Raw genomic sequence first — 16,274 nt, 5'->3', positions numbered from 1 at the left:
CCCAGCGCGGCCAAAGGGGAATAGGGGAGGATGGAGTGTCCCGATCGCGATCCAGAGGTCTCACTGTGCGCAAGCGTCCGCTCATCGTCCTGTCCACCGTCGCTGCGGCGACCCTTCTGCTGGCAGGATGCTCCGGCACCTCCTCGCCCGAGAGCTCGAGCACTCCCGAGCCGACGGCGTCGAGCAGCTGCGCCCTCGACGCGCAGCCCGGCGCGACCTCCGACGCTGTCGTCGTCGACGGTGAAGGTGCCGACGCGAAGGTGACCGTGCCCGCCGACGCGCCGTTCGCGGGTGTCGAGCGCACGATCGTCGCCGCGGGTGACGGCGACGACATCGGCGTCGGCGACCTGGTCTCGGTGCAGTACCAGATCGTGGACGCGACCTCCGGTGAAGTACTGGATTCCTCCGCACGCGGCGAAGAGGGACTTATCCCCGTCCTGCTCGACACGAACCAGTCGTCGCTGTTCGTCGCAGCGCTCGAGTGCGAACCGGTCGGCTCCCAGGTCGTGCTCGCTCTGCCCGGCAGCGTTCTCGGCGAGGGCGCCAGCAACGTCGTCGTCTACGCCGAAGCGATCGAGCACCTTCCCGAGGTCGCCACCGGCACCCCGGTCGACCCGACTCCCGGGTTCCCCACCGTTGAGCTCGACGATGACGGTGCCCCGACCATCACCATCCCCGACGGCGACGCCCCCGCGAAGACGGAGATCGCGATCCTCAAGCAGGGCGACGGCGCGACCGTCGGTGCCGGCGACCTCGTCGTCGTGCAGTACCGCGGTGTCAAGTGGTCGGACGGCGAGGAGTTCGACTCCAGCTGGAGCCGGGACGCGACCCCCTCGCAGTTCCAGACCAGTGGCGTCGTGACAGGCTTCCGCCTCGCGCTCGAGGGCCAGAAGGTCGGCTCGCAGGTCATCGTCGTGATGCCCCCGTCCGATGGCTATGGAGCGACCGAGGGCCACGAGCTCCAGAAGGAGAGCCTCGTGTTCGTGGTCGACATCCTCGCCACGACTCCCGTCTCGCAGTAGCAGCGGCGGGACCGAGGGCGTGCCATAGGCTGGCGGCATGCGTCGCATCATCGTCCTCGGTTCCACCGGCTCCATCGGCACACAGGCGCTCGACGTCATCCGAGCCAATCCCCGACGATTCGAACTCGTGGGGCTCGCTGCCGGGAGCAACCGCCAGATGCTCGACGAGCAGGCGACGCAGTTCGGAGTCGAGAACACGGCGCTCGGCGCCGATGAGGCCGAGCAGCTGGTTCGTGACGTCGAAGCCGACGTCGTGCTCAACGCGATCACGGGTTCGATCGGTCTCGGCTCCACATTGGCAGCGCTGAAGGCCGGTCGCACATTGGCGCTGGCGAACAAGGAGTCACTGATCGTCGGTGGCCAGCTGGTGCTCGCGGCGGCCGCACCGGACCAGATCGTGCCCGTCGATTCCGAGCACTCCGCGCTGGCTCAGGCGCTGCGCAGCGGCACCCATGCGGAGGTCCGGCGACTGGTCGTCACCGCGTCAGGCGGCCCGTTCCGCGGGCGCTCGAGGGCCGATATGGAGTCGGTGACTCCTGCCGAGGCGCTGGCGCATCCGACGTGGGACATGGGCCGCATGGTCACCACGAACTCCTCGACACTGGTCAACAAGGGCCTCGAGGTCATCGAGGCGCATCTGCTCTTCGACATCCCTTATGAGGACATCGACGTCGTCGTGCACCCGCAGTCGGTCGTGCACTCCATGGTCGAGTTCATCGACGGGTCCACCATCGCGCAGGCCTCCCCGCCGGACATGCGCCTGCCGATCTCACTCGGCCTCGACTGGCCGAACCGCGTCGGGGGCGTCGGGCGACCGCTCGACTGGACCACCGCGACGTCCTGGAACTTCGAGCCGCTGGACAACGAGGCCTTCCCCTCGGTCGCGCTCGCGAAGGCGGTCGGGCGTGCCGGCGCGACATTCCCTGCGGTGTACAACGCCGCGAACGAACAGGCCGTCGACGCGTTCCACGAGGGACGGCTCTCGTTCCTCGGCATCGTCGACACGATCGCTCGCGTGGTGGATGCCCATGAGCCTCCCGACGCGCTCACGGTCGAGTCATTGGCCGCAGCCGAGATCTGGGCGCGCCAGAAGGCGGACCGGCTGATCGCTGCCGGGGCCTGAGGCCGGCTCAGTCCTCGTCGGGGTAGGGGACGGGCCAGCGCGAATCCGGCACCGGCCATCCCGCTGCGCGCAGTGCGCGGCGCGCGAGCTCTCGCGCGGAGTACGGGGTGCGCACGCCACGGATGTCGCGGTAGTCCTGGTGTCCGGGTCCTGCCCACAGGATCGCGTCGCCATCGCCGACGAGTCCGACCGCGGCGACGATCGCGCGCTCCGGCGGTGAGTACTCGTGGATCTCCGCGTCGGGGCGTGCCGTGCGGGCGCCGGAGATGAGGGTGGCCCTGATTGACTCGGGATCTTCGAAGCGGGGGTGGTGGTCGGTGACGACGAGGATGTCGCTTCCCTCCACGGCCGTGCGGGCCATGTCGAAGCGCTTGCTGGCATCACGGTCGCCGTCGGCGCCGAACAGCATCAGCACGCGGCCAGGGGTGACGCGGCGGACGGCGGCGAGAGTCTTCTCGAAAGCGTCCGGGGAGTGGCCGAAGTCCACGAAGACCGCGGGGCCGGTGTCACCCGAGACGAGCTGCGTGCGACCGGGCAGATAGGCGCGGATGCCTCCGTCGCGATCGAGAGCCTCGGCGATGCGCTCCCAGGTATACCCGCCTTCGAGCAGCATCACGATCGCGAGTGCCGCATTGGCCGCCATGTGCGGCCCGATCACGGGAACGGTCGTGGTGAGGGATCCGAGCGGTCCGGTCATGGTGAAGGTCGTGCCGGCTGCGCGTTCCTCGTCGATCACGACGACCCAGTCCGCGCTCTCCGCGACGGCGGGGTCGGCGGCGATCGACGGCGTGCCCACGGTGACCACGGGGATCTCGGCGCGATCCACCACGATCGTGCCCGACGGCGAGTCGAGGCAGATGACGCCGCGCGTGGAGAGATCCGGACGGAACAGGGGCAGCTTCGCCTCGAAGTACTCCTCCATGTCGGCGTAGTCGTCGAGGTGGTCGTGACTGAGGTTCGTGAATCCGGCGACATCGAAGTGCATGCCGTCCACACGATGACGGGACAGTGCCTGCGCGCTCACCTCGACAGCCACGGCCTCGACGGCGCGCTCGCGCATGAGAGCGAGGAGCGCGTGGAACTCGGATGCCTCCGGCGTGGTGAGGCGCGAGACGATCACCTCGCCGGCGATGTGACGCTCGGCGGTCGAGGAGAGCCCGGTGACGACACCGATCTGGTCGAGGATGCCTTCGAGCAGATGCGAGACGCTCGTCTTGCCGTTCGTCCCGGTGGTCGCGAACAGCAACGGCAGCGGGTCGTCGGAACCTGTGCCGTACACCCAGGCGCTGAGATCGCCGAGCACACCGCGGGGGTCGTCCACGACGATGATCGGCAGCCCGGCGTCCTGGGCGATCGCGGCACCTGCGTCATCCGTGATGATCGCGACGGCGCCCTTCTCGGCTGCTGCCGGGGCGAAATCCGCTCCATGGCGGTTGACGCCCTGGATCGCGACGAACGCCTCGCCGGCGCGGAGATCCGCGGTGGCGAGCGTGATGCCGGAGACGGTGATACCCGTCACATCGCCGCGCACGTCGCGGGCGAATCGGGAGACGAGTTCGGACAGCTCACGCCGGGGCGGGTTCGCGGGGCGGAGCACGGGAGGCAGGCTCGGTTGTTGTTCAATCGACATGTCGCATCCATGATCTCATGTCGACGCCGAGATCCCGGTGCGGCACGTCCCCTCACCCGGACACGACCGGAGAGGGGACGTGCCGGACGGTCACGACCTGCGTCGGTAGGCGAGGACGGACACCACCAGTGCCGCGAGGCCGGCGACGAGGCCACCGGCGCCGAGGATCATCCCCCAGGGGCTCTCCGCAGCGGCCGCGGGATACTCGGCGGCGGCGTCCGCACCGTGGGTCGCGTCATCACCATGGCCGGTCCCCGTCGCCGCGGCCACCGTCACCACGGGAGCGGGCGCATCCAGACTGTGCGGATCCTCGCCGTTCTCCGCGATCTGGGTCCATTCGGTGGTGCCGTCGACGCACTTCTGCTCGACGGGGAACGCCAGCGAGTCCGGGGTGTCCTCATCCAGCCCGACGCCCATGCTCACGGCACCGCGGAGATCGGTGGGAACCGGGGAGAGCGCGGTGTAGGTCACTGCGGACACCAGGCCGTCTTCGCCGCGTTCGACGTCGATCGTCCAGTCTCCGTCGAGGGTCGGCGACACAGAGGCGAGCCCTTCGGGCATCGTGATGCGCAGGGCGGTCGTGGGCGAATTCTCGCACCCGTGCGAGAACGCGAACGTCAGAACGCCGTGGTCCCCGGCGACGAGCTGGTCGGGGGAGACGGTGACATGAGCACTCGCCATGGTCGGTACGGCGACGGCGAGCAGTGCTCCTCCGGCGATGGCGGCCGCCACGCGGGCGAACCTGTGCGAGCGTGCGGGGGTGGGGGAAAAGGTGGAACGGGACATGTGCTTCTCTCCTGCGTCAGGGGTGGCGGGCGCGCCGAGGGCACGCTTCCGCGGGGAAGGCGTCCTCGGGATGAGGACGCCGCTCGTGCGGCGGATCAGCCGCGCAGGAGAGCGGGGGGACCGCGCCGAGAGACGGCGGCGGTGAGAGCGGTGTCGGTGAGGGCGACGAGCGTCGAGACGAGGCGAGACGGTCGGCGATGTTCGGGCGGGGTGACGAGCGGCACGGAGCCCAGGAGGGCCTGCACCCAGTCAGCGACCGTCTGGAGCAACGATTCGCCGTGCCAGAGCAGGAACAGGGTGAGTGCTGCGGCGACCACGTGCGCGCCCAGCATCGCGGCACTCGGAGCCGGAAGAGAGGACAGGGCGCCCAGTTGTGAGAGATCCAGATGATGCGAGTACGCACCCGACGCGGTCACTCCGCCGACGGTCGGCGCGCCGAGCACCTGGAACACGACGTGGAACGCCGCCTGCGTGACCAGGACGGTCGCGGCCGTCCGGATCCGAGAGCGCCGCACCCCGATCAGCACTGCCGACAGCGGGGTGATCAGAGCCGACACGGCGAGGATGAGCAGCGGATGCGGAGCATCGCCACCGCCGATCGTGTGCGAGACGGCGGCGATCAGTGTGGCGGCGGCGGAGACGACGATGGCACGCATCAGTCGCAGCTGCCGAGAGGTCACGGAACAACACTACGGGTGCCGGGCGGATTCCTAGACGCGGCGCTGTAGCGTGAGCAGGTGGAAATCCTGCTCTATGTGGGTGGCATCCTGTTCATGCTGATCGGCCTCGGCCTTTCGATCGGTCTGCACGAGGTCGGCCATCTCGTCCCCGCGAAGCTCTTCGGCGTGCGCGTCGGCCAGTACATGATCGGCTTCGGGCCGCGCCTGTGGTCGAAGCGTATCGGGGAGACGGAGTACGGTTTCAAGCTGCTCCCAGTGGGCGGTTTCATCTCGATGTCGGGCATGTACCCGGCCTCCAGCGGAACGGGGCCGGCCAAGGGCGTGTTCCGAGCCCTGATCCAGGACGCGCGTTCCGCGAACGACGAGACGATCGCGGAAGGTGCAGAGGACCGCGTCTTCTACCGCCTCCCCGTCTGGAAGCGCGTGATCGTGATGCTGGGCGGCCCGCTGATGAACCTGATCCTCGCGGTCGTGATCTTCACGGTGATGCTCTCCGGCATCGGGCTTCAGCAGGGCACGACCACGATCGCCTCCGTCAGCGAGTGCGTCGTGCCTTCGGGCTCCACCCAGACCGAATGTGGACCCGATGATCCCGCCACGCCCGCGGCCGAGGCCGGCATCATGCCCGGCGACGTCCTGGTGTCGATCGACGGCACTCCGGTCTCGACGTTCTCCGAAGCGACCGCGATCGTGCAGGCCGCGCCGGGGAAGACGCTCGACCTCGTCGTCGAGCGCGACGGCGCGCAGCAAACCCTGCGCATCACCCCGGTCGCCGCCGATCGCACCCTCACGGACGCGAGTGGCCAGCCCCTCCTGGATGACCAGGGCGCACCGGTCGTCAAGAAGGTCGGCTATGTCGGAATGGGCGCCCAGATGGGTTTCGTGCCGCAGCCTTTGACTGCGGGCGTGGAGATGACGGGGGACACCGTCGCGCGCGTCGGCTCGCTGATCGTCACGCTCCCCGTCCGCCTCTGGGACGTCGGAGTGGCACTCGTCACCGGCGGGGAGCGCGACCCGAACGGGCCGCTCAGCGTCGTCGGCGTCGGTCGTCTCGCCGGTGAGGTCGCCGCCACGGAAGCTCCGGTGCTGAACCGGATGTTCGGGCTGCTGGGGCTGCTCGGGTCCCTCAACGTCGCGCTGTTCGTGTTCAACCTGATCCCGCTGCTGCCGCTCGATGGAGGTCACATCGTGGTCGCGCTGTGGGAGGGGATCAAGAGGGCCTGGGCGAAGCTCTTCCGTCGCCCCCCGCCCGCTCCCGTCGACGCCACCAAGCTGGTGCCGCTCACCGTGATCGTCGCGACACTGCTCATCGCGATGGGCGCGTTGCTGATCGTCGCCGACCTGTTCCGACCGGTCGACATCCTCGGCTGATCGTCGCCGCGGGAGGCAGCGGGCGCTCAGGCGAACGCGTGCGAGACCAGACGCTTCAGCGTGCGGATGCCGTCGCGCGACAGGATCGACTCCAGGTGGCCCTGCACCGAGGCGAAGCTATCGCCGCGGAGGGCGTACACGTCTCCTGTCGCGGCGTCGGCTGAAACCTCGGCGCCCGCCACCGCGGTCGTCCCGGGGGCGACGCGTGCGGTGAAGGTGTTGTAGAAACCGATCGATGCGTCTTCGCCGAACACCGGAACCGACTTCTGGAGTCCCTGGTGCGGGGCGTCCAGAGGCGTCAGGGAGATGCCGAGCCGGTCGCTGAGGATCTGGTGGCTCAGGCACACCGCGAGCAGCGGCCGGTGCGCGTCCGCTCGGCGTGCGACGACGGCGCGCATCCGGGCGATCCGGGGGTTCTCGGTGTCGCGCGGGTCACCGGGGCCCGGTCCCGCGACGACGAGATCGGCGGCATCGAGTTCGGCATCCGTCACATCGCTCCAGGGGGCGATCGTGACATCGAGCCCGAGATGGCGCAATTGATGCGCGAGCATGGTGGTGAAGCGGTCTTCGGCATCCACGACGACGGCGGTGCGCCCCTGGAACGGTCCGTCCGCGTCCTCACCCTGCGGGTTCAACCAGAAGTCCGCGAGGCGCGAGTTGCGTGATGACAGCAGCGCGGCGATCGTCGGGTCATCGGCCAAGGCGACCTCGGCGGCGGGAGCATCCGCATCGCTGCGCGCCTCGGCCGCACGGTCGCGGTCGATGGCGCCGATGGCGCCGAGCACGCCGGCGGCCTTCCCATGGGTCTCGCTGACCTCACCCAGCGGATCCGAGTGACGCACCAACGTCGCGCCGACCGGCACGCGCAGTGCGCCACCCTGCACATAGACGGTCCGGATGAGGATCGGCGCGTCGAGGTCGTGCCCCCCGTCCGCGTTCGGCGTGAAGAGAGCCGCCACGCCCGAGTAGTAGCCGCGGGGCTGACGCTCGTGCCGACGGATGACGGCACAGGCGTTCTGCATGGGCGATCCGGTGACCGTGGGGGCGAACATCGTCTCGCGCAGAATGTCCCGCGGATCGAGCTTGCTGCGGCCACGCAGCATGTACTCGGTGTGAGTGAGTCGCGACATCTCCTTGAGGTGCGGGCCCGTGATCCGTCCGCCGTCCGAGCAGACCGCGCTCATCATCTTGAGTTCCTCGTCGACCACCATGAACAGCTCCTCGGTCTCCTTGGTGGAGGAGAGGAACTCGACGAGCGTCTCGCGTGTCGAGCCGCCGGCAGGGTGGCGGAAGGTGCCCGAGATGGGGTTCATGGTGACGACGCCGCCGCGTGCGACGACGTGCGCCTCCGGGCTCGCGCCGACCGCGATGTGGTCGGGCGTGAAGACCGCGAAGGTCCAGTACGCGCCGCGCTCGTGAGTGAGCAGTGCACGGAACCAGGTCAGCGCCGCGGTGCGATCATCGACGTCGATCCGCGCGGTGAAGTCGCGTCGGATCACGAAGTTGGCGCCCTCGCCACGGCCGATCTCGTCGGCGATGACCCTCTCGACGATCGCGGCGTACTCCTCATCGGCGATGTCGAAGCCGGCGTCCTGCAGCGGCACGGGGGTGGCAGGCAGCGCGTCGATCAGCGCGGGCGTCGGAAGGGTCAGATGCTCGTCGACGACGATGCAGCGCAGGGGAGCGCCGTCATCCTGTGCCACGAAGCCGCGCTCGCGGACCTGGCGGTACGGGACGAGCGCGAAGACCTCGCGGGGCGTGCCGTCGATCGTCAACGGGATGTCGGCGAGGAGATCGACATCGACGACCTCTCCGGAGAGCAGCTCGACGGAGTCGGCGCCGTCGCGTGCGATCAGCACGAAGGAAGCGCTCGGGTCGGCGCTGAGCTCGGCGAGTCGTGAGAGGGTCATCGATGTCTCCTGTGCAGGGCTCCGGCTCGGCTCAACGAAAAGACCGCCCCGGAGGCGGTCTGGATTCGTGGGAACGCGAACACACCGCCTAGGAGGCGGGCCACCAGGTCTGGTTCGCGAGCATGGGCCGAAACTACCACATGGGGCACGGCCTTCCCGGGCGCGTGACGTCGCACGACTGCACCCGACATCCAGCCTGTGTGCATCCGGGCGGCGTAGTCTGGAGGGGTGCCAGCAGTGAATCTTGGGATGCCGAAGATCCCCGAAGTCCTCGCCCCTCGCCGTAAGACTCGCCAGATCAAGGTGGGCAAGGTGCTCGTGGGCGGTAACGCGCCCGTGAGCGTGCAGTCCATGACGACCACGAAGACGACCGACATCAACGGCACTCTGCAGCAGATCGCCGAGCTCACGGCGTCCGGCTGCGAGATCGTCCGTGTCGCCGTGCCGCATCAGGATGACGCGGACGCCCTCAAGATCATCGCGATGAAGAGTCAGATCCCCGTGATCGCCGACATCCACTTCCAGCCGCGGTACATCTACACCGCGATCGATGCCGGGTGCGGCGCGGTCCGGGTGAACCCGGGCAACATCCGCGAGTTCGACGGCAACGTCGGCAAGATCGCCGAGGCGGCCAAAGCCGCCGGCGTCTCGCTGCGCATCGGCGTGAACGCCGGCTCCCTCGACCGTCGCATTCTCGAGAAGTACGGCAAGGCCACCGCCGAGGCCCTCGTGGAGAGTGCGGTCTGGGAGGCGTCGCTGTTCGAGGAGCACGATTTCCACGACTTCAAGATCTCGGTCAAGCACAACGACCCGATCGTCATGGTGAAGGCCTACCGCCAGCTCGCCGAGCGGGGCGACTGGCCGCTGCACCTCGGTGTCACCGAGGCGGGGCCCGCCTTCCAGGGCACGATCAAGAGCGCTACGGCGTTCGGCATCCTGCTCGGCGAGGGCATCGGCGACACGATCCGCGTCTCCCTCTCCGCGCCTCCCGCGGAAGAGGTGAAGGTCGGACACCAGATCCTGCAGTCGCTCAACCTGCGCGAACGCAAGCTCGAGATCGTGTCCTGCCCGTCGTGCGGGCGTGCCCAGGTCGATGTCTACACGCTCGCGGAAGACGTCACCGAGGGTCTCAAGGACATGACCGTCCCGCTGCGCGTCGCCGTGATGGGATGCGTGGTGAACGGCCCGGGCGAGGCTCGTGAGGCCGACCTCGGCGTCGCCTCCGGCAACGGCAAGGGGCAGATCTTCGTCAAGGGCGAGGTCATCAAGACCGTCCCCGAGGCCGAGATCGTCGCCACGCTGATCGAAGAGGCGAACCGCATCGCGGCGGAGATGGGTCCCGACGCCACGGTCGGCACCGCCCAGGTCATCACGGTCTGAGCGAGTTCCATGCCTGCCACTCTCGTGACCTTCGCCGACGGATCCGTCATCGGGGAAGGCATCGTCACCCGTGTCGAATCCTCCTCCGAGGGGATGATCGTCGTGGTCGATGCGACGCCCTTCCACCCGGTTGACCACACGTGGCCGGATCAACCCGGGGATTCCGGCGCTCTCGTGGTCGGAGGCGCGCAGGTGGCGGTCGCCGAGGCGCTCATGGCTGCCATCAGCGACGAGGGCGACTTCGCCGTCGGCGCCGACATCCCGGTGAAGCGCGGCGCCGAGGGATGGACCTGGCTCGTCGGACATCGGGTGGACGGCGACGTCCCCTCGACGCTGGCCGCAGGCACGGCCGTGCGACTCGAGGTGGATGCCGCGCACCGCGCCGGCCTGAGCCGGGGGCACACGGCGTGCCACCTGGCTTCACTCGCGCTCGATCTCGCCGTCGCCGACCTGTGGCGCAAGGACCCCGGAGCCGATGCGCTCGGAAACCCTGACTTCGAGGCGCGCGCGAACCAGTCCAGCCGCATCCACGAAGACGGCAGTGTCGATGAGTACCGTCTCGGCAAGAGTCTGCGACGCGCGGGGTTCGACACCGAGACGTTCGCCGCGACCCTGGCGGAGCGAGAGGCCACCATCAACGCGCAGCTCTCGGCGTGGGTGGCTTCGGCCGCGACCAGTCGGATCGTGACCGAAGGCCCCACGATCGTGGATCGCCGCCGCTGGCACTGCGCGCTGCCCGACGGGGAAGCCGTCATCCTGTGCGGAGGAACGCATGTCGCCTCGCTCGCCGAGTTCCACTCGATCTCCGTGGCTCTCGATCTCAGCGACCCGCAACTCCTCGTGATGACGACCACGGCCACCCCCGCGGCCTGATCCTCCGGAGAGTCACCACATCGCGCGCAGGACGCGTTCGGCATCGGCCACCGTCAGGCCGTTGCGGCTGGCGGCATCGGCCAGCGCGCGGGCCGCATCCGCGACCTCCTGTGACACGGCCGTGGCCGCGCGGCTCACGCGCGTGCCCGCACCGGTCCGTGAGACGACGAGTCCGTCCTCCTCGAGCTGGCGATAGGCCTTCGCCACTGTTCCGGGGGCGATTCCGAGATCGGAGGCGAGCTGGCGGACCGAAGGCAGGCGTTCATCCGCCGCGAGTCGTCCTGTCGTGATAAGGCCGCGGAGCTGGCTGTGCACCTGTTCCGCCGGCGTGCCGCCGGTCGGCGTGAGCGCGATGATCATGAGGCGGATGCGGTGAGGGGAGCCGGCTGCCGAGCGGGGCTGGGGATCGCGGTGAGCGCGATGACGATCCACATCGTGAGGCCGGCGACCAGGGCGAGGACGCCGCACCAGTCCAATGTCGGACCGAGAGCCGCGAACGGCGGGGTGACCGAGACCGCGCCCAGTTCCGTGGTCGTCGTGCTGCCGAGCAGCGAGGCGGTGCCCCCCAGCGACCGGAGCACGACCGAGAGGTGGATGAGCAGCGCACCGCAGGCGGCGCGGCCGATGTTCGCTGCGCGGAGACGCCGCATGGCGGCATCCTGCTGCGGGTCTTCGCCCCATGCCGGGCGGGGGATGAGCGCCCAGGCTCCGGCGGTCACGACCAGCAGGGCGGCGACGCCCGTGAGCGCGGGGACGGAGTAGTGCCAGCCGTAGATGCCCGTGCCCATCTCGGTGCCGGTGGTCCCGATCGAGATGGTGTAGGTCGTGAAGCGTCCTTGCTCGTCGAGTGTCGACGCGTTGCCGGCAGCGACCGAGAGGATCGTGATGATCGCCGTGACCGCCAGCGCCGTGATGATCCAGCGCGGCGAGACGAAGGACATGACCGTCCGCCGGGAGATCTGCGCCACCGCCCCGCGGCGCCGCGATGCCGGAGGGACGGCGAGGAGGACCACGGCGGCGATGCCGAGCAGCAGCGGTGCCATCGCCCGAACATCGAGGTCGAAGAAGCCGAGCGGCGGGATGGCGAACGGGAGCCACACCAGCGCGGCCGTCGCCACGGCAGGAACGCCGCCTGCCGCGACCGTGAGCCAGGAGGCCGGTGCGCCGAGTCGGGGGAGCGGAGGCAGATTGATCAGGCGGATGCCGATGGCCACGATCACGGCGACCGCGATCGGAGCGGAGGCGAGCAGCAGGATGGTGAGCATCGCTCCTCCAAATGTCTTAGTTCATTGATACAAAATGTATCAGTTGATCAACACATATGGCTAGTGCGCGTCCGCTCCATACCGAGCCGGATCAGATCTCGAACTCGACCTCGCCACGACTGATGTCGGCGCGGGCGACTCGGAGGCGGACCACCTCTCCCGGGTTCGCCCCGACGGGCACCGGAGCGGAAGCCGTCACAGCCGGCTCCGCGATCTGGATCGTGGCCCGCTCGCCACGCAGCTCGATCACCGTCGCTTCGATCGTGGAACCGACGAGAGGGGTGAGCAGGGCGGCCTCCACGGCATTGATCGTCGCGGAGTTCAATCGGGAGGCGCGCTGGCCCGATTCCTGCATGAGCGCCGGCAGCTCGGCGAGCGAGTCTCGCGCCCAGGACGGTGCCGCCTCTCCGCGTGACACCGCGAGGCAGATGGCCAGCGACCAGCGATCCACCAAGCGGCGCAGGGGCGCGGTCGCATGGGCGTAAGGGGCGCCGATCGCGGCCTGCACCGTGGCCGACGGCGCCGCGCCGTCGAAGGCCACGTAGCCCGCGCCGCGGAACAGCATCGATGCCGCTTCGAGCACAGGGAGCGTCAGTGGATCGGCGCGGTCCAGGCCGCGAAGATACTCGCCGTAGTCGCCTGATGTCCACGGGCGTCCGAGCGCCTCGGTCTGATGCCGGAAGGCGTCGAAGGACTTCTCATCCGGCTGCGGCATGGTGCGCAGGATGCCCACGCCGGCATCGAGCATCAGCGAGGCCGCGGCCATGCCGGTCATCAAAGACAGTTGCGCATTCCACTCCTCGACCGGCAGAGGCCGACGTCGTTCGATCGCGTAGGCCCCGTCCTCCGTGCGGATGACCTCCTCATCGGGGAGGTTCAGGCTCGCTCCTCCGCGCAGTCGCTCCTGCTCGATGCGCAGTGCCCCCACCTCGGGGAGGAGCGTCCAGGGGCCGTCCTCACCGCGATCCAGCGCGGCTTGAGTCGACACGTAATCCAGCTGGGCGCGGGAGCGGATGAGGGCCCTTTCGAGCCGGAAGTCCGAGACCGTGCCGATCTCGTCGAGGGCCAACGTCCACACCAGTGCCGGGCGATCCACCTCTGCCAGCAGAGAGGCCCGATCCTCACTCAGCACCCGCGGATGCAGGGGGATCGACCCATCCGCGGCATACAGCGTCTGACCGCGACGCCGTGCCTCGGCATCGACCGCGCCTCCGGGGGTGATGAACCCGGGGACGTCGGCGATCGCGTACCGCGCCGTATATCCGCCCGACCGTCGTTCCAGGTGGAAGGCCTGGTCGAGGTCTCGCGATCCCTTCGGGTCGAGCGTGGCGAACGGGATGTCTCGGAGGTCCAGCTCGGGCGCTGCGGCGCGAGAGGCCTCCGCCTCCGCACGCACCTCGGCGGAGAACTCCACAGGGGCATCCGAGGACTCCCTCAGGGCAGCCAGTGCTGAGGCGAGTTCCGTCTGCGCGGCGGAAGGAGCGACGTGCGATCGGCGCTGAGGCATGTTTCCCAGACTAGGCGCGCAACACGGCCCGTTCGCGGACGTGGCGCGTTAGCGTGGTGTCATGACCACTGCAGCTGCCAAGGCCCAGACCCTCGTCGGACTCTATGACGCTCCGGAGATCCTCCGTGTCGTGAACGTGTGGGATGTCGTATCCGCCCGCGCCGTCGCGGCTCTCCCCGAGACCCACGCGATCGCCACCGCGGGGCACGGTATCGCCGCCTCGTTCGGCTACGAGGACGGCACCACGCCCCGTGATCTCATGATCGACATGGTCGGTCGCATCGCAGCCTCCGTGCGTGTCCCCGTCAGCGCCGATCTCGACGACGGCTACGGAGACGCGGGGGAGACCACGCGTCTCGCGATCGGCGTCGGCGTCGTCGGCGCGAACATCGAGGACCGGCTCAAGCCGTTCGACGAGTCGGTCGCGGCCGTCGCAGCGATCGTGAAGGCAGCAGAGGCCGAAGGAGTGCCGTTCGCTCTCAACGCCCGCACCGACGCGTTCGTGCGTGCCGGCGGTCGCCCGGTGCAGGAGAGCATCGCGGACGCGATCCAGCGCGGACGCGCCTACATCGACGCCGGTGCGACCGCGGTGTTCGTCCCCGGGCTTCTGGACGCGAACGTGACCCGCCAGCTCGTCGAGGGCATCGGAGAGCGCAACGTCAGCGTCATCGGTGTTCCCGGTGCCCTCGCGGCATCCGAGTACGAGAAGATCGGCGTCGCACGCATCTCGTACGGCCCGCTCCCGCAGCGCGTGGCACTGACGGCGCTGCAGGAGCTCGCCGCGAGCCTGTACAAGGGCGGAGTGGTCCCCTCCGGACTCCCTGCGCTGAACTGATCACGAGCGACGAAGACGAGTGACCGCGGGTCAGTAGACTTGCTCCGTGGTCACTCGTCTATCGAACTTCTTCCTCCGTACGCTCCGTGAGGACCCCGCCGAAGCGGAGGTCATCGGGCACAAGCTCCTGATCCGCGCCGGATACATCCGCCGTCAGGCCGCAGGCATCTTCGCCTGGCTGCCACTGGGTCTTCGGGTCAAGTCGAAGATCGAGACCGTCGTGCGCGAGGAGATGGCTGCCGCCGGCGCCCAGGAAGTCCACTTCCCGGCCCTCATGCCGCGCGAGGCCTATGAGGCCACGGGGCGCTGGGAGGAATACGGCGACCTGCTGTTCCGTCTGCAGGACCGCAAGGGCGGCGACTACCTGCTGGCTCCGACGCACGAAGAGGCGTTCACGCTGCTCGTGAAGGACCTGTACTCCTCGTACAAGGATCTTCCCCTGACGATCTACCAGATCCAGGACAAGTACCGCGACGAAGCACGCCCGCGTGCCGGCCTGCTCCGCGGACGCGAGTTCACGATGAAGGACGCCTACTCCTTCGACTCCTCCGACGAGGGCCTCGAGGCCAGCTACCAGGCGCAGCGCGACGCATACGAGCGCATCTTCCAGCGTCTGGGTCTCGAGTACGTCATCGTGCAGGCGGATGCCGGCGCCATGGGCGGCTCGCGCAGCGAGGAGTTCCTGCACCCCACCCCGGTCGGTGAGGACACCTTCGTGCGCAGCGCCGGCGGCTACGCGGCGAACGTCGAGGCGTTCACGACCGCTGTGCCCGAGGCGATCGCCTTCGACGCCGACGCGGAGCCCGTCGTCTTCGACTCGCCGAACACCCCCACGATCGAGACGCTCGTCGTGCATTCGAACGCGGTGCTCGACGGTGAGTACACCGCCGCAGACACGCTGAAGAACGTCGTTCTCGCGCTCACGCACCTCGACGGTTCGCGCGAGCTGGTCATCGTCGGCATCCCCGGAGACCGTGAGGTCGACGAGAAGCGCGCCGAGGTCGCGTTCGCGCCCGCCGAGGTCGAGACGGCCACGGCCGACGACTTCGAGAAGAACCCGCTGCTCGTGAAGGGCTACATCGGCCCCTGGTCGCCCACCGGTGCCGTCCTGGGCGAGGAATCGGCGACGGGCATCCGCTACCTGGTCGACCCCCGCATCAGCGAGGGATCGAGTTGGATCACCGGCGCCAATCTCGACGAGAAGCACGCGCACTCCGTGGTCGCAGGCCGCGATTTCTTCGCCGACGGCATCGTGGAGATCGCGAATGTCCGTGCCGGAGATCCCGCGCCCGACGGTTCCGGTCCGGTCGAGCTCGCCCGTGGCATGGAGATCGGACACGTCTTCCAGCTCGGTCGCAAGTACGCCGAGGCGCTCGGCCTCAAGGTGCTGAACGAGAACGGCAAGCTCGTCACGGTCACGATGGGGTCGTACGGCATCGGCGTGACACGCATCCTGGCGATCATCGCCGAGCTGAACAACGACGACAAGGGTCTGATCTGGCCGGCATCCGTCGCACCGTTCGACGTGCAGGTCGTGGCCGCCGGCCGTGACCAGGTCGCGTTCGACGTGGCGCAGGACCTGGCAGCCCAGCTCGAGTCCTCCGGCCTCGACGTGCTCTACGACGACCGCCCCAAGGTCTCGCCCGGCGTGAAGTTCGGCGATGCCGAGCTGGTCGGCGTGCCGAAGATCGTGATCGTGGGCCGTGGTGCCGCCGACGGTCAGGTCGAGCTGTGGGATCGCGCGTCCGGCGACCGCGACGCGGTGTCGGTGGCTGAGGCGATCGAGCGGCTCTCGCGCCGCTGAGTCATGACAACCGGAACGCCGTGCCCGCCTTTCGCGGAGGGCACGGCGTTCTTGGTTCCGTCGTCGTGCGGGTGAACGGTCGCTGACC

General features: G+C 69.0%; 14 protein-coding genes. 7 read left to right on the top strand and 7 right to left on the bottom strand.

Annotation, left to right across the window (positions count from 1 at the left end; all coding sequences use genetic code 11):
• Window positions 1-65 precede the first annotated feature (65 nt).
• Both FB560_RS10725 and dxr read left to right on the top strand, forming a co-directional pair.
• Entirely contained in the window at window positions 66-1,022 is a 957-nt protein-coding gene (locus FB560_RS10725; protein WP_141872350.1) for an FKBP-type peptidyl-prolyl cis-trans isomerase, read from the top strand.
• Window positions 1,023-1,059: 37 nt separating this feature from the next.
• Window positions 1,060-2,145 carry a 1-deoxy-D-xylulose-5-phosphate reductoisomerase gene (dxr, locus tag FB560_RS10720; protein WP_141872349.1) on the top strand — a complete coding sequence of 362 codons (1,086 nt, stop codon included), beginning with the start codon at window positions 1,060-1,062 and terminating at the stop codon, window positions 2,143-2,145.
• 7 nt (window positions 2,146-2,152) lie between these two features.
• On the opposite strand, the gene FB560_RS10715 is transcribed toward dxr, so the two are convergent.
• From FB560_RS10715 to FB560_RS10705, 3 genes are all read right to left on the bottom strand, one after another.
• Entirely contained in the window at window positions 2,153-3,775 is a 1,623-nt protein-coding gene (locus FB560_RS10715; protein ID WP_188895138.1) for a Mur ligase family protein, read from the bottom strand.
• 90 nt (window positions 3,776-3,865) lie between these two features.
• A complete protein-coding gene (locus FB560_RS10710; protein WP_141872348.1) occupies window positions 3,866-4,561 on the bottom strand; it encodes a YcnI family copper-binding membrane protein in 696 nt (231 codons plus the stop codon).
• A 95-nt stretch (window positions 4,562-4,656) separates the two neighbouring features.
• A complete protein-coding gene (locus FB560_RS10705) occupies window positions 4,657-5,241 on the bottom strand; it encodes a hypothetical protein (protein WP_141872347.1) in 585 nt (194 codons plus the stop codon).
• Window positions 5,242-5,298: 57 nt separating this feature from the next.
• On the opposite strand from FB560_RS10705, the gene FB560_RS10700 reads away from it, so the two are divergent.
• Window positions 5,299-6,612 carry a M50 family metallopeptidase gene (locus FB560_RS10700; protein WP_141872346.1) on the top strand — a complete coding sequence of 438 codons (1,314 nt, stop codon included), beginning with the start codon at window positions 5,299-5,301 and terminating at the stop codon, window positions 6,610-6,612.
• A 26-nt stretch (window positions 6,613-6,638) separates the two neighbouring features.
• Here the strand turns inward: FB560_RS10700 and FB560_RS10695 are convergent, their stop codons facing one another.
• On the bottom strand, window positions 6,639-8,522 hold the full coding sequence (locus tag FB560_RS10695; RefSeq protein ID WP_141872345.1) for an anthranilate synthase family protein: 1,884 nt from the start codon (window positions 8,520-8,522) through the stop codon (window positions 6,639-6,641).
• Between the two features lie 228 nt (window positions 8,523-8,750).
• On the opposite strand from FB560_RS10695, the gene ispG reads away from it, so the two are divergent.
• Entirely contained in the window at window positions 8,751-9,902 is a 1,152-nt protein-coding gene (gene ispG, locus FB560_RS10690) for a flavodoxin-dependent (E)-4-hydroxy-3-methylbut-2-enyl-diphosphate synthase (RefSeq protein WP_188895140.1), read from the top strand.
• Window positions 9,903-9,911: 9 nt separating this feature from the next.
• The gene (locus tag FB560_RS10685) at window positions 9,912-10,775 is read left to right on the top strand and encodes an alanyl-tRNA editing protein (RefSeq protein WP_141872343.1); all 864 of its coding nucleotides are present in this window, start codon (window positions 9,912-9,914) and stop codon (window positions 10,773-10,775) included.
• A 12-nt stretch (window positions 10,776-10,787) separates the two neighbouring features.
• On the opposite strand, the gene FB560_RS10680 is transcribed toward FB560_RS10685, so the two are convergent.
• The 3 genes from FB560_RS10680 to FB560_RS10670 form a co-directional block, all read right to left on the bottom strand.
• Window positions 10,788-11,135, bottom strand: coding sequence for a GntR family transcriptional regulator (locus FB560_RS10680; RefSeq protein WP_141872342.1), 348 nt, complete (start codon window positions 11,133-11,135; stop codon window positions 10,788-10,790).
• Window positions 11,132-12,040 carry a hypothetical protein gene (locus FB560_RS10675; protein WP_141872341.1) on the bottom strand — a complete coding sequence of 303 codons (909 nt, stop codon included), beginning with the start codon at window positions 12,038-12,040 and terminating at the stop codon, window positions 11,132-11,134. Before FB560_RS10675 ends, FB560_RS10680 begins: the two co-directional genes overlap by 4 nt.
• 91 nt (window positions 12,041-12,131) lie before the next feature.
• On the bottom strand, window positions 12,132-13,547 hold the full coding sequence (locus FB560_RS10670) for an RNB domain-containing ribonuclease (protein ID WP_141872340.1): 1,416 nt from the start codon (window positions 13,545-13,547) through the stop codon (window positions 12,132-12,134).
• A gap of 61 nt (window positions 13,548-13,608) precedes the next feature.
• On the opposite strand from FB560_RS10670, the gene FB560_RS10665 reads away from it, so the two are divergent.
• Window positions 13,609-14,382, top strand: a complete 774-nt coding sequence (locus FB560_RS10665; protein ID WP_141872339.1) for an isocitrate lyase/PEP mutase family protein — start codon at window positions 13,609-13,611, stop codon at window positions 14,380-14,382.
• A 46-nt stretch (window positions 14,383-14,428) separates the two neighbouring features.
• Complete coding sequence (locus FB560_RS10660; RefSeq protein WP_141872338.1) at window positions 14,429-16,186, top strand: proline--tRNA ligase; 1,758 nt, start codon at window positions 14,429-14,431, stop codon at window positions 16,184-16,186.
• Window positions 16,187-16,274 lie beyond the last annotated feature (88 nt).

The organism is Microbacterium saperdae, assembly GCF_006716345.1.
Classification (GTDB): domain Bacteria; phylum Actinomycetota; class Actinomycetes; order Actinomycetales; family Microbacteriaceae; genus Microbacterium; species Microbacterium saperdae.
This window is presented reverse-complemented; position numbering and strand designations above follow the sequence as displayed.